Raw genomic sequence first — 20,919 nt, 5'->3', positions numbered from 1 at the left:
CCCGGACGGTTGAACTTTTCAACCGTCCGGGCGCTTTTTGTGGATAAATTTTGCGGAGTTGGCAGGTAAAAATAGGGGCGGTCAACCTGCTTTGACGAGTACCAGCACGCTGTTGGTTGGCACTACGATCTGTTCCTGTTTGGTGGGAATGGGTGGGTTCTTGTACTGGCGCAGGGCTTTTTCGATTTGCTGCTTGACTTCGAGCAGGGCGGTGTCCAGCGTAGCTGCTTGGGTAAGATTAGAGGAGCTGGCTATGGAGTAAACCATAGCTTTTTTGTAATTTTTCTAAACAAAGAATTGAAAATAATATAAAAGAAAAACTTCCACTTAAGAAGAAATGGAAGTTTTTCAGTGCCCTTTTTTATTATACCATTTGATCAAAAAATAGTAATTTCTGAAATTTATGCAAATTTAACAATAGAAAACATGGAAATTATCCCAGGATGAACAAGAAAGCATCCGGCGGCGCAGGATTCTCCGCCTGGGGCGGAATCCGGTGCACGGCGCCACAGAGAAAACGGCTGGCAAGAAAGGCCGGTATGCTCCGAAGACCGGGAAGAGATCAGGGGCGGTCCGGCGGCCGGAAACGACCTGAAGTTTCGTCCGCAATTCAGTGAAGTTTGGTTGATGAAGAGCGTTTTCGGAGAGGATAAAATAGAGGGACAAAGGAGGAAAAACAGATGATCAGATATTTTATGGAAGAACCGGAAAAGAAGTATCGGCCGGAGATACGATGGTGGCTCGCGGAGGGAATGCATACGGACGGAACGCTGCGCCGCGAGATGGAAATGCTGGATGAGATGGGCATGGGCGCGGTGGAGTTTCTGGCGATGGAGGAACCGGGAGCGGATCCAAAACTTTACGGATGGGGATCGGAAGAGTGGGTGCATGATTCCCGGCTTTTGATCGGAGAGGCGGCGAAGCGGGGACTGGGGATCAGCATGACCAGCGGTACCAACTGGTCGAACGCGAATCTGACGTCCATCACGCCGGATGACCGCGCCGCTTCCAAGGAACTGGACTGTGTGATCATACCGTTGGAAGCGGGGGAACGATTCTGCGGCGCATTGCCGAAATGCGAAATTCAGACAGAGCATGTGGAGGCGCAGGAACTGGTGGCAGTGGTAGCGGCCAGACGGATGTGGGAAAAGGACGGTTGTGTCTGCCTGGATCCGGAGACAACGGTGCTGACGGATCTCGTCGCGGAGGGACAGCTGGACTGGACCGCTCCGGCGGACGGAACGTATGAACTTTTTGTGTTCTGGCTGCATGGAACCGGGCAGACGGCCAGGCCTTCCTGCGGGATTTCCTATACCGTCAATTATCTGGACCGCTATGGGGCGGAGGCGCTGATCGACTATTGGGATCATGAGGTGATGACGGAAGATCTGAGGAAGACCCTCAGGGAGAGCGGCAGGGGAATGATGTATATGGACTCCCTGGAACTGACCGCGTTCGGGGCGTGCAGACAGTTATGGGGATATCATCTGAATGAAGAGTTTCGCAGGAGGAGGGGGTACGGTATTGAGCGCTATCTTCCCTTCGTCATCCGCAGAAAAGGGGGTATGCCCGGGCGGGATGAATATCGCTGTACCCTGGAGGATACGGTATTTCTGAACAAATTTCACAACGACCTGTATCAGACCATGACGGAACTGTATATGGAAAATATGCTGTGCCCTGTCCGGGAATGGCTGCACGGGCTGGGAATGGAACTGCGGGCGGAAATTTCCTATGGGATGCCCTTTGAGATCTCGCTTCCCGGCAGATATGTGGATGGAGTGGAAACCGAGTCCCTGGAGTTTGGCTCCCAGGTGGAAAGCCACAGGGGACTGGCGGGGACCGCCCATCTGTACGGCAGGATCTTTTCCAGTGAGACGGGGGCGACGCTTCTGAATTATATGATGCCGTTGGATTTCTATAATCAGATCTGTTTCTCCCAGTTTGCGGCAGGGGTGTCCAAAACCGTTTTTCACGGATACGCCAGCATCTGCGGATCGGAAGAGGCGACGTACTGGCCGGGACACGAGGGCATGTATCCCCTGATTTCCGAGAGGTTCGGGTGCCGTCAGCCCGCATATCGGCACTACAGGGACTGGACCTGCATGCTGGGCAGATTTCAGAAACTGCTGAGGGCGGGAATTCCCCGAATGGACCTGGGGATTCTCCGGCTGGATTACCATTACAATAACGCGGTCTTTGCACCGGATGGCGAGGAGGCGTTTTACAGTGAAAAGGGGATGAGAGGCTGTGAGGGCCTCTACTGGAAGGACATCGGTCTGCAGGCAGCGGGATATACCTGGGATTATTTTGCTCCGCAGATCCTGGAAGAGGACTTCGTTGTCACGGACGGCGCCTCATTGTGTCCGGAGGGCCCCGGATATCAGGCGCTGATCGTGTATCAGGAGGAAATGCCTCTCTCCTCCGCGAAAAAACTCCTCCGTCTGGCCGGGGAAGGGCAGAAGATCCTCTTTGTCAACGGCGTGACAGAGGAGAATCTGCCGCTGGGAGGATGCACGTTTCATAAAAAAGCGGCTTCCCGGACGCCGTACGTTATGGAATCGGATGAAAAACTGAGGGAGATTGTCTCCGAGATCAAGGAATTTCCGGGCGTGATGGAGATGGATGGCCAGACAGGCGTCGTCGCCTGCCTGGAAAAAATGGGAGTGAAGCCGCGCGCGGCCTTTTTGGAGCCGAATCCGCAGATCCTGACCTGCATGAGAGAGGACGGAGATCGACGTTATGTCTTGGTCTATGACATGCAGTATACACGACAGACCGTTTCGAAGGTATCGCTCTGCGTAGAGGGAGGCGGAAGACCCTACGAAGCGGACTGCTGGACAGGTGAGATCAGGGAAATTTCCGGGACGGAATACGAGGGCGGCACAGCGGTATCCCTCGCGCTGAATCCCGGAGAGGCGACGATGCTGATCTTTGACAGGACGGAGAAACCGGAGACGCTTCCGGAGGAGACCATATACGCGGAGAGAGAACTGCCGCGCTGGAATCTGCAGGTGGAAAGCTGGACGGCGGGAGAGAAAAGGGAAATCTCGGAAGAACGCCGGGCGGGCATCGTGACCAGGGAAGTGTACTATGAGACGAAGAAGACGATGATCGATGCCGGGGAGACGGAATTGATCCCATGGAAGGACATTCCGGCCGTAGGTAAGGAGGTATCGGGAATCGGGTATTACAGAACGGTGATCGAACTTCCGGAAGAATGGAGAGAAGGAGATGGAGCGAGGCTGTGTATCGGTTCCACGAACGGTGAGACGGCGGCGGTCTACGTCAACGGGAGAAAAGCGCCGGCGTACAATATCAACAGACGGACGGTGGAAATCGGCAATCTGCTGCGCGCCGGCAGGAATGAACTCGTGGTGGAGGTATCCAGTTCGCTGAACAACTGTCTGAAAGCCGGCGGATACTATGACACCACCTTCCCGAATACCGTGGCCCGGATGATGGGAGCCAACAATGGCAATGGAGCAATGGAAGAGGCTATGGCGGCCGGAATGTCGGCCGGCGAAAATGCGTCGGAAGACGCCGCGCCGGGACCGGATCTTTCCGCGATCGTGGCCCTGATGACGCGTCCGGCGCTGTGGAGGGATTACGGGATGACCGGCAAAGTGTCGGTACTGTTTTATAAGGGAGAAAGATAAATTGCGCGGGCGGCCTGACAAAGGCCGCCCGTTGAATTCTGAGAATGTTTCGGCGCCATCTGACAGAGGACAGCAAAAAATTGTCCTGTTATGGGAAAAAGCCATCCTAAAGAGAAAACGCATGGTCCGATAAAATGAAAATACGGAATATGGAGGAGGGATTGAGACAGATGGACAGAAGCAAACTGGAGATAACGGAGATCACGGTGGAGTATGCGAAACATCCTCTGGGGGGGCGACAACGATCTGGGAGAGATGGGATTCCATCTTGCCGGACGGCAGTTTTGACGCTTCCGGCATGAATTCTCTGAATCACTATGCCTACGGGACCATCGGCGACTGGCTGTACCGGAAAGTGGCAGGCATCAATCTGATCAGACCGGGATATAAGGAGATTCTGATCAGCCCGACGCTGACCCGCGGCCTGACGGAGGTGGAGGCCCGCTATGAATCCATGTACGGGACGGTGGCAAGCAGAATTTCCTGCCGGGACGAGAAAATCACGGTGGATGTGGAAATTCCGGCCAACACTACGGCGATCCTGGAATTGCCGGAACGGGAGGAGGAGATCCGCGTGGGGTCCGGACGATATCATTTTGAATACGGAACGGTCACCAGGCTGGACCGTTCCCCCGTTTCGATGAATTCCACCGTAGCGGAAATCCTGGAACAGCCGGGAGGAACGGACGCGATCAGATGCTGTATGCCGGAGATATTGGAAGGGCCGATGTCTGCCTATCTGCAAGGCAAAACCCTCAGCGAACTGGCGGCCATGGCGCCCGATTCCGGGAGGAGACTGGAGGAGATTGTTGAGCGGATGAAGGGGGCGCGTTAAAAAACTGGTATTTTCCGGGCAAATGCGGTAGGCTGAAGGAAAGGAGGGATGTGTCATGGAAATGGATGTGATCCGTCAGCTGGAGGAACAGATGAAGATTTTCGGCATCCAGGTCATACGGCTTCGCACCGGGGATCCGGAAGAGACAGAGTTTGATCTGGGGCTGCGCAGAGCGCTGGGGATCCGGCGGGATTCCGGCGCGGATCTGAAGATGATGGCAGATCTGCTGGAGGAAGACACTCTGTATTTTATCAGAGATGTCTTTGGGGTACATTACATCTGCCTGCGTCTTCCGGGTCAGGACGCGGGGGATGAGACCGCGTGTTTCCTCCATATCGGCCCGTATCTGACGGGAGACCGGGAAACGGTGTGGGAGGAGACGGTGAAAAAAAGCGATCTCTCTGTCTGCCAGCGGCAGGAACTGCGGCATTACTATTCTTTTCCGCCTATCATGTGGCCTCCTATGTGAACAGAGTAGCGGAGGCCGGAAAAGCGGTCTACGATCTGCCCATGACGGCAAACTGCTGGCTGGACAAGGGCGAGAAGCCCGGAAAATATCCCTCCGGAGGCCCGGTGGCGAGAATGATGGAGGTGTGGAAGTTTGCGGCGCCGGCCATCGACGTCATCGCGCCGGATATCTATGTGCAGAATTTCTGTGAGATCTGTGATGCCTACACCAAGATGGGAAATCCGCTGTTCATTCCGGAGACTGCGACCCACAGCCATGTGGGGCCGCGCCTGGTTTACACGGTGGGCCACCATCACGCGATCTGCTTTGCGCCTTTCGGCTTTGAGGATATGGGACAGGAATTTTCCGGAACCCAAAGCTACCTCTTTGGCGTGGACACCTCGGATCCGCTGCTCCAGACACCGCAGAATGTGGAGGAGTACCGCTGGTACAATCAGACTCTCGCAGCCATGATGTCCATGCTGGCGGACGCCTACGGCACAGACCGGCTGCAGGCCGTTATTACCGAAGTGCCGGACAAGAATAGGATGATGTTCGGCTCCTATGGATTTATGGTGCTGTTCGATCTGCCGATCATTCAAAGAAAGGACGGCGTGTGTCTGGCGCTGCAGGTGAGCGAGGATACCTTCTATCTGATCGCCAACGCCTGTATGCTGGCGCCGTTTTCCGCTGATCCGGAGAAACCCAATGTGGATCTGCTGGCTCTGGAGGAAGGGTACTTCGAGGACGGCAAGTGGGTTATGACCAGAAGGCTTAACGGAGACGAGTCCGCCTCTATGAATTTCGGCGAGCCTACACTGCTGAAGATCAAGCTGTTCTCCTATAAGTAGAAAAGAGGGCGTAAGAAGTAAAGCGTACAAGGATCCTGCCGGACGATTTGTGGTTGGCAGGGTCCTTTTTTAGAAGAAGTAGAAGAACCGGAAAAAGTCAGCCTGAAACAAAGAAATCTCCGGAATTCGTGAGGAAACCGGAGATTCTGTTGAGAACGCAGGGACGGCGCGCAACCGATGCAGAATCAGCACAGGATCGACGCGCAACCGATACAGATCCAGCCCAGAACCAGCGCGCAGCCGATTCAGGATCGGCGCAGGATTACCGCAGAATCAGATGCCGGGGGAGGCCGTCCACCATCATGGGGGAAAGCTCCGCCTGGATCAGCGGGCGGATATAGTGAATCAGTTCTTCGGTTACGTTCATGCCGTCTTCCGAGATCCAGTTTCGTGGAACTTTCTTTTCCTTATTGGCAATCTTGTGAACGTCCTCGCATCCGGTAATGCAGAGATAGGGATCCTCGGAAATCCGCTCTAAAACGGCAACTTTGCCGGATTCTCCCTCGAAGGCCGCTTTGACAGCGGCTCCGCCGACCTGGAAAGCCTCTGTCACATCCACCCGGGAAGTCATGTACGCGGCGCAGCGCTGCAGGGTGTTCAGTTCGATGGCCCGGGTTTTTACCGCGAGTTTTTCCGCGATCAGGTCCGCCAGGAATTTTCCGACGCCGGACAGCTGCTTGTGCCCGAAAGCATCGACAGCGCCTGCGCTTGTTTCCGAATCGGATTCCGCCAGTTCAAAGACATATTTGCCGTCCGCCGTGGTAATGCCTTCCGAGACGGCGATGACGACAGATTTCTTTTCCTGCAGCAGATCCTTTACCCGGGAGAGGAAGGCATCGGGATCAAAGGGTACCTCCGGAAGACAGATCAGATCCACACCTTCGCAGTCCTCGCCCTTGGCGAGAGCCGCCGCTCCTGTCAGCCATCCGGCCGTTTCGTCCCATGATTTCCATAATGGTAACGGAAGGAATGTCGTAGACCAGACCGTCCCGTATGATTTCCTTGGCAGTAGCGGCAATGAATTTGGCGGCGCTGCCGTAGCCCGGCGTGTGGTCGGTACAGGACAGATCGTTGTCGATGGTTTTTGGCACACCCATGAAGCGGATGTCGCTGCCGATCAGGTGGCCGTAATCCGAGAGCTTCTGAATGGTGTCCATGGAATCATTTCCGCCGATGTAAAAGAAAGCTTCGATCTCGAGCTTCTGAAGGAGGGAGAAGATCTGCTCGTAAATTTTGTGATCTTCCTTGATTTCGGGGAGTTTGTAGCGGCAGCTCCCGAGGAAGGACGAAGGGGTTCGCTTCAAAAGGTCGATGTCCAGATCCGAGCGGATGTGTTCCGAGAGATCTACATATTTATGTTCCAGAAGGCCGTGGATGCCGTAGCGCATTCCGTATATTTTCCCGGCGCCCCGGTCCTTTGCCGTCTTGAAAACGCCGGCAAGGCTGGAATTGATGACGGCGGTGGGGCCGCCGGACTGGCCGATGATGATATTTCTTTGCATGGTAAATCCTCCGTTTGGTTTTGATTATGCGTAGCGCTGGCAGCCTGTGAGCCAACGGTTCTGTGGTTTTCCGCGCCCGGAGCGGCAGCCGCGCCGGCGGGGAAAGCATTTTCCGCATCCCGCTTATCTTATCACAGTGGCGGGGGAGAATCCATAAAAAAAAGAGAGACATAGGTATGTAAAAAACGGGGCTGTGTTTTGTCCTTCCGCCGGGGGCTTTGTTTCCGGTTGTTCTGAAAATACGGATGGGGTATAATGACAGAAAAACATCGTTTTTTGGGGGAGCGAAGGATGAGGATAGCCATTTGTGATGATGAAATTCTGGCGGCGAAGCAGCGGAAGGTTCTCAGGTACGGATCTTTACCTCCGGCGCGTCGCTGCTTCGGGAGATCGAGAATTATGATATCGTGTTCCTGGATCTTAGGATGCCGCAGATGGACGGGATCGACGTGGGAAAGGAAATTCTGCGACAAAATCCGGGCTGCCGGATCATTATCGCCAGCGGAGAGTGGGAAAGATTCAAGGAAGGCTATGTGATCCGGGCAGTGCGCTTTGTGACGAAACCCTTTGATGAGGAGGAGATCGCCGAGGCGTTGGCGGAGGCGTCCAACATGTGGCTGGGAGAGGGAGTCATTGAAGCTTATTTTGAGAACCGAAAATTGGCTCTGAGGCAGAAGGAGATCCGCTATATTCTCTCCTATGACGGGTACGTGCGGATTTATACCGCAGATAGAATGTACCGGCGGGAAACCAGCCTGGAGAAAATGCTGGAGCTTCTGGATGAGAGACTGTTTGTGCGGATTGATCGGGGCACAGTCGTCAACATGGCCTATGTCGAGAAGGAAGAAGGGGATGCTTTTGTTCTGGAGGGTCAGAAATTCAGGATCGCCCGGCGCAGGCGTGAGGAAGTCCGGCGGGCGTACATTGATTTCAAACTGAAATACAGGGGGAGGATGGGAGTATGGCAGTAGTATTGTGGGGATATTTGGAGGAACTGATTCTGTATCATCTGGGAGCTTACGCCTGCTTTGATCTGAAAACGCGGATGCCCTGGCTGCAGATGGTCGGAGCCGGGGTGTGCGTACTGCTTGCCTGCGTATCCGACATCCCGTCTTCGATTACCTCTTACGGCGTGATGCTGTGCGTGGTGTTTTTCGCGCTGAAGGAGGAGTGGAAGAGGCGGTTCTGGCATGTAGGCGTTCTGTTTGTTCTGATCAGTGGAATGGGAGAAATTGTGGAACGGCTGGCAACGACATCTCGGTCCAGAATAAACTCCCATGCATGTTTCAGATTCAAAATCTTCTGTACATCAGTTGCAGTCATACCGGAAACTTTGCCGTTTTCTATGATTTCTTCTGTCTGTGGGAACGATGTAGCAACACCCTCTAAAACAGCCTGATCATAGATATTCATTTTCATATTGGCACGTGCAAATGCGATGTTGTTTACGACATCAACAGAAAGCTCGTCTTCTGAATATCCAACTGCGGCAAGTTGTTTTTCAATGCTGCGAAGGGATTTTCTGATTTCACGAGCTTCTCTGGCATTTCGAAGAAGCAGATTATATAGTTCTTCGGTATATACACCTACATAAGTAGACGTCTGCTTGACCCATTGGTTAAGACGCAGCTGCCTGAAAGCGTTCTCCTCGGCGGGATTTTGCTGCGCCGATTCGCAAGCGGCCTGCACCTTGTCGATGCCTACCGTAATACCGAGAGAGGGATTTGCTTTCTTCCGGACCTCCGGGTCTGTCCAATCAACCGTCAATCTGGATGCGGAGTCCGCCCACGATACCATTTTCTCGCTGAAAAAACTGATGGAAGGACGCACGACGATCATGGCGGCCCACAATGAGGAATTGATGAAGGCGGCGGATTGCGTGATCCGTCTGGAAAACGGAAAGATCATGAAACAGGAATAAGGAGGAGAGGAACTACTCCTTCGCGTACAGCCCGTGCTTCTGCCGATACTCTTTTGGGGTGCAGCCGTATTTTTCCCTGAATTTCTGGAAAAAGAAACTGGTGTTGGAATATCCCACATGGTAGCAGATGTCGTTGACAGCCATACCGGTGTTGCGCAGAAGCCGGGCGGCCTGCTGCAGCCGCTGAGTCTGAATCATTTCCTTGAAGGAGGAGCCGGTGTGCTTCCGGATATAGGTGGACAGATAGTTGGGGTTCATGTGGAAAAATTCTGCGGTGGATTCCAGCGTGCAGCGCTGATAGTTGTTTTCAATATAGCGGACAATGGGGAAAATCGTATTGTTTCCGGTCTCCGTTGAGACCAGGGAATGCTCGAAAACGTTGATCAGTTCACAGACAATCAGCGTCATCAGGCTGTCCAGCATGTGGCTCGCGGCGATGGAGGGCGCATAATATTCACAGAGAAACTGGGTGGCAAAATCTGCCAGCCGGTTATTTTTCTGCGGGCGGAATACCAGATAATTATTGTGGGCGGCCTGGTTGTTCAGCGCTTCGATAAAAAAGGCGGAGAGATAATTGTCCTTTCCGATGCGCTCGAAAAAGGCTGCATTCAGGTATTCTCTGGAAATCAGGAAATTGATCAGAATATCGTTCTCTTCGCAGCGGGATACCGCATGGGGAGCGTCCGTGTTGATCAGGACCATCTGTCCCTGCGACAGGGTGATATCCGTCCTGTTCACATATAAGGAGCAGGAGCCGGAGTAAACATAATTCAGTTCCAGCCAATCGTGCACATGGAGAGGAACCTCCTCGAAGCGGTCCTGTTTGATCACGGAGAAATTATAGTATTCCACCAGAATGTTTTTTTTCGCGGCGGTGCTGATATATGTCTGCGGATCATATACAAAACGGTAGCAGGGCTGTCCGCGGTCATAGCCTGCCACAGGCATGGCGGAATAGTCCATATGGATTCCGGAGAGGTGTTCTTCCTCCTCCGGCGTCAGTCTGCGAAGATACTGATCCAGGCCGTGTTTGTTCATATCGCTGCCTCCTCGATTTTCCTGCGGTCGCTGCAGAAACGCCTTTTCTTTCACGGGCCTGCCCGTAAAAACTTTCTGCTTTCACTATAAAATGTTTCCCCTGCCCCGTCAAGAAAAAGATGAAGTTTCGTCGGTAAATGTGTAAAGTATGGTTGATGAAACCGAAGGAAACATCATTTATAATCAGGTCATAAAAGCGAAGGGAGGAGAGACGCAACGGGGAAATATAAAGGTTTTTTTTGGCCTGCTCTCATTGGAATGAAACATATGCCAAAGATCAGGGATTCGGCGTATTATGATGACGCCGGCGGCTATCGAAGAGCGGCGCTGGACGACAAACTGGCATTTTTCATCCAGCATCCTGTCTGGGAAGGGCATCCGGAGTACTTTATGAAGAACGGTTCTCCAAAGGAACTCTACGCGATTTCCGGCATGACGATAGAAAATATGCTGCGTCTGGCGGGCATGGGACAGCAGGCGATGAACGTTACGGAGGGATTTAATTATCTTGTAGAGCAGAGAGCCAGGGGAAACGTTCACTTTATCAGCGGGCTCTATCCGGAGAGCGAAAGAAAAAAGGATCCGGAGAAAGAAAAGACGCGAGGTCTGTTATACCAGGGGAAAGCCGGAAAGCCCCTGGCTGTAGTCATTGCCGGAGGAGGTTTTGCCGGCGTGGCTTCTTACGTGGAAGCAATTCCGATCGCGATGGAACTGCACAGAAGAGGGTACAGCGCTTTTGTTCTCGTCTATCGCGTAAACAAAGAACTGCATCAGACCGAACATCAGGCGAAGGGAGAGGAGGCAGCAAGGGATGTGATTCCGGCGGTACGATGGCTGATAGACCATCAGAAAGAATACGGCTATACGATGGATGGGTTCTCCATGTTTGGTTTTTCGGCAGGGGGATTGATGACGACAGCTTACGCTTTTTCTGATTACAACGATTGCTGTCACAGATATCGCCTTCCCAGACCGGCGGCGATCTTTCCCATTTACGGCCTGCACTGGGAGATTCGGGTTCACGACGAGGATAAGGGACTGGCGGTATTTTCCAGAGTGGGGCGCGACGATCCTACCGGATTTGCGGCAGTGGAGGATAAGATCCCCTATCTGAAAGAAGAACTGGGAGAAGAGAATGTGGATATCATCATGTATGATAAACTGGGCCACGGTTTTGGACTGGGAGACGGCACGGCCGCGGAAGGCTGGCTGCCGGAGGCGGTTGCATTCTGGGAAAAACATCGGTAGGAAAAATAGTGATATTAAGGAGGTTGACAAATGAACACGAAAAACAATCAAAAAGTACGACTGTCAGAGAAACTGGGATTATTCATGGTGTACGCCGGCAATATTCCCCTGATGACATTGCTGTCAGCGTATTTCCTGATTTATTACACGACGGTGGTGGGGCTGGATCCTATGGGCCTGTCCACTCTGTTCCTGATTTCAAAGGTGGTGGATGGAGTCAGCGACCCGGTTATGGGATTTATCATGGACAGATTCCCCGTGACGAAGAGAGGCAAGTTCCGTCCTATGCTGGTTCTCGGGACGATCATCTGCGTTATTAACTACATATTGCTGTGGTTCGGCGCGGCCTGGAGTCCGGTGGGAAAATACGCCATCGTCTATGTCACCTATCTGCTCCTGGGCTGGACGTTCGATATCATGGACATTTCCAAGAACAGCCTGGTTCCGGTTATGAGTGCAGACAGCAAGGAGAGAAACAGCCTGTCCCTGTTTGCCGCTCTGGGAACCATGGCGGGAGCCGCTGTGCTGGGCGTTGTGTCTCCTCTGATCGTAGCGGAAGCCACCCTGGAAAATTACTACATCCTGATCTTCGGCTCCATGGCAATGGTTCTGGTTCTCTCCCTTGTCGGAGTAACGTTTGTCAAGGAGAGGGTAGGGTTCGAAGGAAAGAAGGAAGAAAAATACAGCCTGAAAGAACTGGTTTCCTTCCTGCGGTATAAACCTGTGTGGTCGTTCTTTATCCTGGCGTTGGTGGCAGGAACCGGAAGCACCATTGCCGGCGGCGCGGGCACGTTCTTCTACACTTATGTCATGGGTGACCTGACGCTGGCGTCGGGTGTGACGGCTATCTCGCTGGTGGCGGCGCTGATCGGCATTTTTCTGGGACCGATCCTGGCGAACCGGATGGGAAAGAAAAACGTTTACCTGCTGTGTATTGTCATTTCCATTATCTTTACCGCGCTCCGTCTGATTGATGTGAGGTCCATGACGCTGATTTATATCAGTTCCCTGTGCGGCGGTATAGCGGGAGGATGCCTGCAGCCTCTGAATACCAGTATCCAGGCGGACAATACCACTTATGTGCAGTATAAAACCGGAAAGCGCGCAGAGGCCGCCATTGCCTCTCTGACGTCCTTTATCACAAAGGTTGCCCAGGGACTGGGCGGGGCGATCCCCGGCTATGTGCTGGCTGCCTTCGGATTTGTGGAGGGATCGGTTCAGCAGCCGGAGAGCATCAATACGGGAATTATCTTATGCGTATTGATTCTGCCGATGATTCTGACCGGATTGGGAGCGATTCTTTTCGGAACGCAGTATACGCTGGATAAGAAGGCGGTAGAGGAGATGCACGCCAGCCTTGCAGAAGGAAAGCAGGAATAAAGCAGCATGGGGAAAATTTACGCGGCAAAAATCAATCACATGACCAATCCGATGGGATTTCTCATGGAACGGACGGTCTTCTCATGGAAGGTAAAGGACTGTCGGGGAAAAGAGCAGAAGTGGGCCAGGATTGTTGTGGCGGAGGATGCATCCTTTGAGAAAACGGTCTGCGATACTGGAGAGGCGGATCTGGACAGCCGGGCTGCAAGGCTCAGCCTGAAAATGAAGCCTTGCAGCAGATATTACTGGAAGGTAACCGTGGCTACGGATGCAGACGAGATCATCACGTCGGAGACTCAGTTTTTTGAAACGGCAAAAATGGAGGAACCCTGGAAGGGGAAATGGATTACCTGTGACAGCGCGGAACCGAGACATCCGGTTTTTTCCAGAGAGATCATACCGGAAAAGCAGGTGACAGGAGCGCGTCTTTACATTTCCGGTCTGGGGCTGTATGAAGCGTATATCACTCCAAAGGAGGACGGCAGTCCTCAGAGGATCGGGGAAGAGTACCTGACTCCCTACTGCAATGATTACAAGCGGTGGATTCAGTATCAGACCTATGATATCACGCGGCAGATCTCGGAGGGCGGCACTTTGTCCGTCCTCCTGGGAAACGGCTGGTATAAGGGCCGTTTTGGCTTAAACAGCGAAGGAAAAGGCGGCTGGTACGGGGACGAGTGGAAACTGATCGCGGAGATCCGCCTGGATTACGCCGATGGAACGCAGGAGATCATCGGGACGGATGAAACCTGGACGGTGACGAGAAGCCGTCTCACTTTTTCCAATCTTTACGATGGGGAACACAGGGACGATACCCAGGAAGACAGGGAGCCGGAGCAGGCTGTTGCGGCGGATCCGCCCGGGGGAAAACTGATGGAGCGCCTGTCCCTTCCGGTGAAGGTGCAGCAGGAGAGAACGCCTGTGGAACTGATCCGCACGCCCAAGGGAGAACTGGTCTTTGATCTGGGCCAGGAGATCACCGGATCCTTCCGGCTCCGGGTTCGGGCAAAAAGAGGGGCGCAGGTTCGGATCCAGACCGGGGAGGTGCTGCAGGACGGCTGTTTTTACAATGAAAATTTAAGGACTGCAAAATCCGAATATATTTACATATCAGATGGAACGGAAAAGGAAATCCAGCCTCATTTTACGTATTACGGATATCGCTACGTGAAGGTCAGCGGCGTGGAGGAACTGAGCGTTGACGACTTTACTGCGCTGGTGCTCTGCAGCGATTACGAAACGGCAGGGTCCCTGCGGACGGGACACGAACTGGTGAACAGATTGATCTCCAACGTGGAGTGGGGAATGAGAGGGAATTTCCTGGACGTGCCCACCGACTGCCCCCAGAGGGATGAGCGGATGGGGTGGACCGGAGATACCCAGGTGTTTTCCGCCACAGCCTGCTATCTCGCGGATACTTACGCGTTCTATAAAAAGTATCTGTTTGACCTGTATCAGGAGCAGAAGGATCTGAACGGAATGGTACCGGAGACCGTGCCTGTCTATGGGCAGACGAAATGTTCCTGCGCCTGGGGCGACGCGGCCTGCATTATCCCCTGGAACGTATATGTGTTCAGCGGAGATGTGTCGATCCTGGAGGATCAGTTTGACAGCATGAAGGATTGGGTGGACTACATACGGACGGTGGACGGCGAACATCACGGCTGGCGCCAAATGTTCCATTACGGCGACTGGCTTGCGCTGGACCGGGCGGGAGCCTCCGAGGGCAATGCCTACGGCGCCACCGACGAGGGGTATGTGGCGGACGTTTACTATGCGGCCAGCGCGGACATTGTGGCAAAGGCGGCGGATATTCTGGGCAGGAAGGAAGAGGCCGGAGAATACCGGGCGCTTGCGGACCGGCAGTGGCAGGAGGTAAGACGCGAATACTTTACGTCCACCGGCCGCTGCGCCGTAAAAACCCAGACAGGACTCCTGCTGGCTCTGAAATATCATATCTCTTCGGATGAGGAAAAAACCCGGCAGATGCTGAAGAAACTGCTGAGGGACAGCGGGAATAAACTGAATACCGGATTTGTGGGAACGCCTCTTCTGTGCAATGTCCTGACCGATAATGGAATGACGGACGCGGCTTACCGTCTGCTTTTAAACGAGGAATATCCGGGCTGGCTCCGGGAGGTGAAACTGGGAGCCACCACGATCTGGGAGCGCTGGAATTCCCTTGGGGAGGACGGAAAAGTTTCCAGCACGGGGATGAACAGTTTTAACCATTACGCCTACGGGGCGATTCTGGAGTGGATGTTCCGCCATGTGGGCGGCATTGACGTGAGGGAAAATGCGCCGGGAGCGAAAACGGTGCGTATCGCCCCGAAGGTTCACGCGGACGTAAAGAGCGCGGAGGCAGTTTATGATTCCGCCAGCGGAACGTACCGGTGCGGCTGGGAGATTCTGGACGATAACCGGATTCGGGTTTCGCTGGAAGTGCCCTTCGGCGCGGAGGCGGAGGTGCAGCTGCCCTATGCCGATACCAGTGTGTATCTGGATGAGTCCAATCCGTTGTTCGCTTCCGTGCGAGACGGCGTCTGCCATGTGAAGGCCGGTTCTTACCGGGCGGAGTATCCTGCTTCGGAGCAGCTGAAGAAGACCTACAGCACAGAGTCAAGCATGGAGGAACTTCTGAATCATCCCGCTGTCCGGGCGTTTCTGTCGACTCTGATCGAGGTGGATATGATTCCGGACACGGCCTATCCCATGTCTCTGCGCACCGTCGCAGAGGTGTTCGGCGGCGGAGGCGATGAGGAGCAGTTTCAGATGCTGGACGCGGCGCTGGCGAAGTTTTAGATAAGAGACATTCTTGGGGAAAATATCTGGAGGAAGGAAGATTTAAAATATTGAAAATATTGGCTGTGATCCTTTTGGTTCTGATCCTTGCGGCTGCGGGATTGACTTTTTACGTGTACCGCAGCAAGGCGATGTTTCTGCCGGCCCTGCTCGGGCTGGGGAGATTTCCGCAAGTGAAAAAAGAGTCATATTACAACGGGGACGGAACGTTCCGCCAGGCGACGGCAGATGACAGTATGGCATTTCTTATGCAGCATCCGGTGTTCGGCGGCTATAAGCATATGTTTTTTAACGCGGAGGATAACGTGCTCAAATCCATCGCCCCGGCAAGTTATAGCGCTTTTATGAAGGCGCAGGGCAGAGAGGAACAGTTGGAAAGTTCTTTGGAGTCTTTCAATTATCTGACCGCTCAGGTGCAGCAGGGCAGGGCCTGGCTGCTTTCGGATCTTTATCCGGAAGAGGATGTGGAAAAGGATCCCTATAAGAGCCATCTTACCGGCATGTTTTATCAGGGAGAGGAAGGGAAGCCTCTGGCGATCGTAGTTCCCGGCGGCGGTTTTATCAGCAATGTGACGGACTGCGAAGGGTATCCGGTGGCAATGGAACTCCACAGACGGGGATATTCGGTGCTGGTGCTCAGTTATCCCATCGGAAAACAGCTGGGGCAGACAGAACAGGTCAAGCAGGCAGAGCAGGCCTGCCGGGAACTGGTGCAGGCGGTACGTTACCTGAACGATCATCAGGAACAGTTGAACATCAATATGGAGGATTTCGCGATTTTCGGATTTTCAGCGGGCGGAATGATGACCACCTCATACGCTTTCGCCCACTATGCCGACAGCTGCCATAAGCATGAACTTCCGAGACCGACGGCGATCTTTCCTATTTACGGTCTGGACTGGAATGTGGAGCCGCTGCCGATGGACCGGGGACTGGCGGTGTTTTCCGTCGTGGGACGTGAGGATCCCTATGGTTTCGGGATGATAGAGGAAAAGATACCGGCGCTGACAGAAACGCTGGGAGAGGAAAATGTGTCAATCCGGGTGTATGATCATCTCGGTCACGGTTTCGGCCTTGGAACAGAGACCGTCGCGAAGAACTGGCTGCAGGAAGCGGTGGATTTCTGGGAGGCTCACAGATAGGAAAAAGGGCGAAGAAATGGAACTGGTCAGATTAAGGGCAAACAGTCAGAACAGGCCGTGTGTAGACCAGCCGCCGTATTTCTCCTGGGTCATTGTCAGCGAAGGCCAGAACGTGATGCAGGAAACCTATCGCATCAGAGTCTGGAGCGACCGTGGAGAAGCCTGGGATTCGGGTGTGGTAAAAAGCGACCAGAGCGCGTTTGTGGATTATGAGGGAAAGGCGCTGGACAGTCTGACGGATTACATGTGGTCGGTGGAGGTGACGGACAATGCCGGACATTCTGCTTCGGCAGATTCCGTTTTTGAAACCGGATTTATGAACGGGGAGTGGCGGGCTCAGTGGGTCCGCTCTCCCCGTCCGATGAAAAAAGCAAAAAAAGGTAACGGCGGACAGAATCCGGCGGAATATTTCCGCAGAGAGTTTTCTGTGCAGAAGGAGTTAAAGAGAGCCAGGGTTTACGCCACCTGTCACGGCGCTTACCAGCTGAGCGTGAACGGAATACGGCCGGACGACAGGGAACTGGCGCCGGAATTTACGGTTTATGAGAAATACCTGTGTTACCAGACCTACGATATTTCGTCTCTGCTGCGCGCCGGAACAAATGCGATCGGTATGCTGGTGGGGGACGGCTGGTATAACTGCGGTTATTTTAAACCTCCCGGCAGAAAATTTCGTCCCCATCGCGCGGTACTGTTTCAGATTCGCCTGGAGTATGAGGACGGAACCTCTGAGGATATTGTTTCAGACGATAAGATCAGGGTGGGAGAGAGTCCGGTTCGATCTTCGGATCTGTTTGCCGGCGAGTTTTACGATGCCGGAATGGAACAGGACGGCTGGGACTGCGCTGGATTTAACGACAGCGAATGGAAACGCGGCGTTCTGATGGAATCGGAATCTTTTGGGCATTTAAAGGCCCAGTATGGAGAACCGGTGCGGCCGGTGCGGGAACTGCCGCCGGTCAATCTGTACAAAAGCCCGAAGGGAGAAACCATTCTGGATTTCGGTCAGACTCTGGCAGGAGTGCTGAGAGTCAGGACGGATTTTTCCGCCGGGACCAGACTGACCCTGGACCATTTTGAGGAGACGGACCGGGACGGAAATTATGTCAATACCATTTTAGGGAGCGACGCCTCGGGACACCATCAGAAGGATGTCTTTCTTTCCGCGGGGAAACCTCAGCGGTATACGCCTCATTTTACTTACCACGGATTCCGGTACGTGAGAGTGACCTGCGATGTCCCGGTCAGGGCGGAAGATTTCACGGCGGTGGTATGGTCTACGGACAATGAGGACCTGGGAACCTTCGAGACGTCCAATGAAATGATTAACCGGCTTTATGAGAATACCAGATGGTCGCAGCGATCCAACATGGTCTCGATTCCTACGGACTGTCCCCAGAGGGAAAAGGCGGGATGGACAGGAGATATTCAGATTTACGCCCGAACCTCCCTGCTCAACGAAAATACCACGCCGTTTCTGACGCGATGGCTGCAGAATCTCGCCTGCGACCAGCATAAAAACGGAGCGGTTCCGGTGGTTGTTCCCTTTGTTGGTCTGTATCGGCTGCTGGCGAAAATCAACCAGATTACCTGCGGCAACCGCGGACCGGTGGGAGCGGCAGGATGGGGAGACGCAGCCTGCATGGTGCCCTGGAGCATGTATGAAATTACCGGGAACAGGAGAATTCTGCGGGAGCAGTATGATTCCATGAAGGCCTGGTGCGACTATATTATCACCACTGCGGAGACCCGAAAGGGGAAGAACAAATTGCCGCGGGAGATCGACAGATATCTGTGGAATACAGGTTTTCAGTACGGCGAATGGCTGATTCCCAGCCAGTCAGGGAATGGCGGGGACGCCAGTTTCTCAAAACCGTTGAATTCTTCCGTCTACTGTACGCCGTTTTTCGGATGGAATTCCTGCAGGATTATGGCGGAAACCGCGGCTCTGCTGGGACGTGGGGAAGACGAGGAGTATTACCGCGACATTGCGGATAAGATGAAAGCGGCGATTCAGAAAGGCGTGATCCGGGAGGACGGATCTCTGCCGGTGGATTTTATGGGAGGATATGTGCTTGCCATCGCTTTTGATCTGGCTTCAGACAGCCAGAGAGAAAAGATGGCGGAACGTCTGCTGACAAAGATAGAGGAAAATGGAGACTGTCTGGATACGGGTTTCCTTGCCACGCCCTATCTTCTGGACGCCCTCTGCAAAATCGGGCGGACAGACAAAGCAGTTACCCTTTTGCTGCAGGAGAAATGCCCTTCCTGGCTTTATGAGGTAAAGCAGGGGGCAACCACTATCTGGGAGAGTTATATTTCTTACAAACCGGACGGAGAGCCTCTGGCGACAAGTTTTAACCATTACGCTTTCGGCTGTGTGGACGATTGGATGTTCCGCAAGATCTGTGGGATTGACATGGCCGCGCCGGGATTTAAAAAGATAGTGATCGCTCCGGAGGTGACGGATGCCTTTGCCAACGCGAAGAGAACCTATATGAGTGAATACGGGCGGATCGGAGTGGAGTGGAGGACGGAGGACGGACACTTCCATATGAAGGCGGAGATCCCCTGCAATACGACAGCCCTTGTACGCCTGCCGGATGGAACTTCCCGGGAAGCGGGCAGCGGGACATATGAATTTGAATGCATGATGTGAGGACAGAAACGGGATGCTGTCAGAGAAGAACGGTCAGATACAGATGTCCCGGGGATAGCATTGACGATAGCCTGGTCGGTTCTCTTAAAAACTGCGGATTTTATTTTATTTTGCATTTTTCCATTTCCCGTTCCTGTTTCTGAGCAGAATGATGTTGTATCATAATACTTGACACTTCTACTTCACGGATTTATAAAAAAAGAAGTGAAAATGGAGGTCAAAAATGGCACAAAAAAAGTTTATGACAATGAGTTCAAGATTCAGGCAGTAAAGCTGGGTAGAGAGATTGGTTTCAGCAAGGCTGCAAAAGAGTTAGGAGTCAACATCGACACGCTCTACGGATGGAATAAACGCGCCAAAGACGCCAGATTGGATCTGGGGCCAGGGACACAGACACCAGATACAGCCATGAGCCTTACAGAAGAGGTGCAGAAACTCAGACAGCAAAACAGAGAGCAGGCAAAAGAGATCGCCCGCTTAAAAGAGGAAAATGAGTTTCTTGCAGAGGCAAGCGCTTTTTTCGCAGCGAGCCGTCGGAAGTCAGCAAAACACTAAGGATGAAAGTTATCGACATCAAGACAGAAGGCGGCATGGTCAAGGGAAAGATCGCTTTTTATTGTGATGCCCTCGGTGTGACAAGACAAGGATTTTACTGGTATCTGAAACATAAGGATATGCCATGGAAATATGAGGGGATTGCTAAAAAAAATGCGTGAGATTGTGGCTGAGGATGAATGTAACGATACCTATGGTCGCTGCCGGATGTACCAGGCGCTAAAGCTAAGGTATCCGGAGGATGATATCCCCAGTGAAAGGACGGTTTACCGAATCATGGGAGAGATCGGGTTGGTACACAGGTCAAAACGGAAACCCAACGGGATCACAAAGGCAGACCGGGAGGCACGGAAATCTGAAGATCTTTTCAAACGGAACTTCACAGCAGAAAAGCCGTTGGAAAAATGCGTAACAGATATAACGGAAATACCTGCTAAAGATGGAAAACTCTATGTTTCTGCCATTTTTGACTGCTATGACCTGGGAGTGATTGGATTAGCAATGTCGGACAACATGAAGGCAGAACTGTGTGTATCCACAATAAAGAATGCCTGTATTACTTATCCCGGTATCCGTGGAGCGATCATTCATTCTGATTATACCGAATTCGGTATAATTCTGACCGCGGGAGCCAATATACGAGCGGCCCTTACCGTGCAGAACTCCAGCACTACGGGATCATTCAGAGTATGAATAGTGCTGGTGGAAGGTGCCACGATAATGCACGCTGTGAAGCGATGTGGGCAAGAATGAAAGAAGAACTCCTATATGGCAGATATGATTCAAAACAATCCAGTCCGTACATAGGAAAAATCGCCTTCGGCCTTGGCAGGTGATGATTGTGGCAGCAATCGGCATAGCTTGCAAAAGAATAGGCTG

Annotated in this window: 17 protein-coding genes and 2 pseudogenes; 14 read left to right on the top strand and 5 right to left on the bottom strand. The window is 53.1% G+C overall.

Going from position 1 to position 20,919, the window contains the following annotated elements:
- Positions 1 to 81: 81 nt before the first annotated feature.
- Positions 82 to 267: a hypothetical protein gene (locus NE623_RS13820; RefSeq protein WP_256273360.1), complete on the bottom strand. Its 186-nt coding sequence runs from the start codon at positions 265 to 267 to the stop codon at positions 82 to 84.
- Between the two features lie 413 nt (positions 268 to 680).
- Between NE623_RS13820 and NE623_RS13815 the strand changes: the two genes are divergently transcribed.
- From NE623_RS13815 to NE623_RS14965, 4 genes are all read left to right on the top strand, one after another.
- Complete coding sequence (locus tag NE623_RS13815) at positions 681 to 3,659, top strand: glycosyl hydrolase (protein ID WP_256273362.1); 2,979 nt, start codon at positions 681 to 683, stop codon at positions 3,657 to 3,659.
- Between the two features lie 160 nt (positions 3,660 to 3,819).
- Positions 3,820 to 4,494 carry an alpha-L-rhamnosidase C-terminal domain-containing protein gene (locus tag NE623_RS13810; RefSeq protein WP_256273374.1) on the top strand — a complete coding sequence of 225 codons (675 nt, stop codon included), beginning with the start codon at positions 3,820 to 3,822 and terminating at the stop codon, positions 4,492 to 4,494.
- Positions 4,495 to 4,549: 55 nt separating this feature from the next.
- Positions 4,550 to 4,963 (top strand): hypothetical protein, encoded by a 414-nt coding sequence (locus NE623_RS13805; RefSeq protein WP_256273364.1) that lies wholly within the window; start codon positions 4,550 to 4,552, stop codon positions 4,961 to 4,963.
- Positions 4,960 to 5,793, top strand: coding sequence for a DUF5597 domain-containing protein (locus NE623_RS14965; protein WP_256273365.1), 834 nt, complete (start codon positions 4,960 to 4,962; stop codon positions 5,791 to 5,793). The genes NE623_RS13805 and NE623_RS14965 overlap by 4 nt, the downstream gene beginning before the upstream one ends.
- A gap of 262 nt (positions 5,794 to 6,055) precedes the next feature.
- Here the strand turns inward: NE623_RS14965 and NE623_RS13795 are convergent.
- Positions 6,056 to 7,295 (bottom strand): annotated as a pseudogene (locus NE623_RS13795) (6-phosphofructokinase).
- 350 nt (positions 7,296 to 7,645) lie between these two features.
- On the opposite strand from NE623_RS13795, the pseudogene NE623_RS13790 reads away from it, so the two are divergent.
- Both NE623_RS13790 and NE623_RS13785 read left to right on the top strand, forming a co-directional pair.
- Positions 7,646 to 7,879: pseudogene (locus tag NE623_RS13790) on the top strand (response regulator); the annotation flags it as partial.
- A 27-nt stretch (positions 7,880 to 7,906) separates the two neighbouring features.
- The gene (locus tag NE623_RS13785; protein ID WP_256273375.1) at positions 7,907 to 8,266 is read left to right on the top strand and encodes a LytTR family DNA-binding domain-containing protein; all 360 of its coding nucleotides are present in this window, start codon (positions 7,907 to 7,909) and stop codon (positions 8,264 to 8,266) included.
- 154 nt (positions 8,267 to 8,420) lie between these two features.
- Here NE623_RS13785 and NE623_RS13780 read toward each other — a convergent pair whose 3' ends face one another.
- Positions 8,421 to 9,134 (bottom strand): hypothetical protein, encoded by a 714-nt coding sequence (locus tag NE623_RS13780; protein ID WP_256273376.1) that lies wholly within the window; start codon positions 9,132 to 9,134, stop codon positions 8,421 to 8,423.
- Between the two features lie 94 nt (positions 9,135 to 9,228).
- Positions 9,229 to 10,254, bottom strand: coding sequence for an AraC family transcriptional regulator (locus tag NE623_RS13775; RefSeq protein ID WP_256273367.1), 1,026 nt, complete (start codon positions 10,252 to 10,254; stop codon positions 9,229 to 9,231).
- 267 nt (positions 10,255 to 10,521) lie between these two features.
- On the opposite strand from NE623_RS13775, the gene NE623_RS13770 reads away from it, so the two are divergent.
- The 8 genes from NE623_RS13770 (at position 10,522) to NE623_RS13740 (ending at position 20,733) form a co-directional block, all read left to right on the top strand.
- Positions 10,522 to 11,502, top strand: a complete 981-nt coding sequence (locus NE623_RS13770) for an alpha/beta hydrolase (protein WP_256273368.1) — start codon at positions 10,522 to 10,524, stop codon at positions 11,500 to 11,502.
- A gap of 30 nt (positions 11,503 to 11,532) precedes the next feature.
- Entirely contained in the window at positions 11,533 to 12,882 is a 1,350-nt protein-coding gene (locus tag NE623_RS13765) for an MFS transporter (protein WP_256273369.1), read from the top strand.
- 6 nt (positions 12,883 to 12,888) lie between these two features.
- Entirely contained in the window at positions 12,889 to 15,684 is a 2,796-nt protein-coding gene (locus NE623_RS13760; RefSeq protein ID WP_256273370.1) for an alpha-L-rhamnosidase, read from the top strand.
- Between the two features lie 50 nt (positions 15,685 to 15,734).
- Complete coding sequence (locus NE623_RS13755; protein WP_256273371.1) at positions 15,735 to 16,826, top strand: alpha/beta hydrolase; 1,092 nt, start codon at positions 15,735 to 15,737, stop codon at positions 16,824 to 16,826.
- Positions 16,827 to 16,842: 16 nt separating this feature from the next.
- Positions 16,843 to 19,485 carry an alpha-L-rhamnosidase gene (locus tag NE623_RS13750; RefSeq protein ID WP_256273372.1) on the top strand — a complete coding sequence of 881 codons (2,643 nt, stop codon included), beginning with the start codon at positions 16,843 to 16,845 and terminating at the stop codon, positions 19,483 to 19,485.
- A 210-nt stretch (positions 19,486 to 19,695) separates the two neighbouring features.
- Entirely contained in the window at positions 19,696 to 20,040 is a 345-nt protein-coding gene (locus tag NE623_RS13745) for a transposase (protein WP_256273373.1), read from the top strand.
- Between the two features lie 2 nt (positions 20,041 to 20,042).
- Positions 20,043 to 20,201 carry a hypothetical protein gene (locus NE623_RS14960; protein ID WP_370866765.1) on the top strand — a complete coding sequence of 53 codons (159 nt, stop codon included), beginning with the start codon at positions 20,043 to 20,045 and terminating at the stop codon, positions 20,199 to 20,201.
- The gene (locus tag NE623_RS13740; RefSeq protein WP_370866763.1) at positions 20,194 to 20,733 is read left to right on the top strand and encodes a transposase; all 540 of its coding nucleotides are present in this window, start codon (positions 20,194 to 20,196) and stop codon (positions 20,731 to 20,733) included. Before NE623_RS14960 ends, NE623_RS13740 begins: the two co-directional genes overlap by 8 nt.
- Here the strand turns inward: NE623_RS13740 and NE623_RS14955 are convergent.
- Positions 20,719 to 20,919 (bottom strand): hypothetical protein (locus NE623_RS14955; RefSeq protein ID WP_370866762.1); only part of this gene is annotated, 201 nt, incomplete at its 5' end. The two genes, NE623_RS13740 and NE623_RS14955, sit on opposite strands and share 15 nt — an antisense overlap.

Origin of the sequence: Gemmiger formicilis (assembly GCF_024462815.1) — a bacterium.
GTDB lineage: Bacteria > Bacillota > Clostridia > Oscillospirales > Ruminococcaceae > Gemmiger.
The sequence above is the reverse complement of the archived record's forward strand: the minus strand, read 5'-3'. Positions and strand labels throughout refer to the sequence as shown.

Coding starts and splice junctions, on each gene's coding strand:
- NE623_RS13820 (WP_256273360.1), bottom strand. CDS start 267: ATGGTTTACTCCATAGCCAGCTCCTCTAATCTTACCCAAGCAGCTACG.
- NE623_RS13815 (WP_256273362.1), top strand. CDS start 681: ATGATCAGATATTTTATGGAAGAACCGGAAAAGAAGTATCGGCCGGAG.
- NE623_RS13805 (WP_256273364.1), top strand. CDS start 4,550: ATGGAAATGGATGTGATCCGTCAGCTGGAGGAACAGATGAAGATTTTC.
- NE623_RS13785 (WP_256273375.1), top strand. CDS start 7,907: ATGTGGCTGGGAGAGGGAGTCATTGAAGCTTATTTTGAGAACCGAAAA.
- NE623_RS13780 (WP_256273376.1), bottom strand. CDS start 9,134: ATGATCGTCGTGCGTCCTTCCATCAGTTTTTTCAGCGAGAAAATGGTA.
- NE623_RS13775 (WP_256273367.1), bottom strand. CDS start 10,254: ATGAACAAACACGGCCTGGATCAGTATCTTCGCAGACTGACGCCGGAG.
- NE623_RS13770 (WP_256273368.1), top strand. CDS start 10,522: ATGCCAAAGATCAGGGATTCGGCGTATTATGATGACGCCGGCGGCTAT.
- NE623_RS13765 (WP_256273369.1), top strand. CDS start 11,533: ATGAACACGAAAAACAATCAAAAAGTACGACTGTCAGAGAAACTGGGA.
- NE623_RS13760 (WP_256273370.1), top strand. CDS start 12,889: ATGGGGAAAATTTACGCGGCAAAAATCAATCACATGACCAATCCGATG.
- NE623_RS13750 (WP_256273372.1), top strand. CDS start 16,843: ATGGAACTGGTCAGATTAAGGGCAAACAGTCAGAACAGGCCGTGTGTA.
- NE623_RS13745 (WP_256273373.1), top strand. CDS start 19,696: ATGGAGGTCAAAAATGGCACAAAAAAAGTTTATGACAATGAGTTCAAG.
- NE623_RS14960 (WP_370866765.1), top strand. CDS start 20,043: ATGAAAGTTATCGACATCAAGACAGAAGGCGGCATGGTCAAGGGAAAG.
- NE623_RS13740 (WP_370866763.1), top strand. CDS start 20,194: ATGCGTGAGATTGTGGCTGAGGATGAATGTAACGATACCTATGGTCGC.